Raw genomic sequence first — 312 nt, 5'->3', positions numbered from 1 at the left:
CCAGCAGGGCATTCTCCTTCATGCGCAGGATGGCCTCCGTGCCGCCGACGATCGCCGAGCCGCCCCTCATGTCGGTGACCCGCTGCTTGTAGTACTTGACCTGGTCGTTGAGGTGCTCGATCCGCTCCGACAGCTCGGCCACCTTGGAGACCTTGCTGAAGACCCCCTTGCCCACGGCGCCGAGGATCCTGCCCTGCAGATCCTGCAGGGGGATCCGCGAGATGACCTGCTGCCTTCCGGCGATGTAGAGCAGATCGGCGATCCGGGCCTTGCCGTCCTTGAGGATCTCGTGGAGGTGGGTCTCCTTGATGA

General features: G+C 64.4%; 1 protein-coding gene. It reads right to left on the bottom strand.

Going from position 1 to position 312, the window contains the following annotated elements:
- The coding region (locus ACMUOY_RS20505; protein ID WP_413894563.1) for a hypothetical protein at positions 1-312 on the bottom strand (312 nt) is incomplete at both ends.

Origin of the sequence: Candidatus Skiveiella danica (assembly GCF_022705245.1) — a bacterium.
GTDB lineage: Bacteria > Pseudomonadota > Gammaproteobacteria > Burkholderiales > Burkholderiaceae_C > Skiveiella > Skiveiella danica.
The sequence above is the reverse complement of the archived record's forward strand: the minus strand, read 5'-3'. Positions and strand labels throughout refer to the sequence as shown.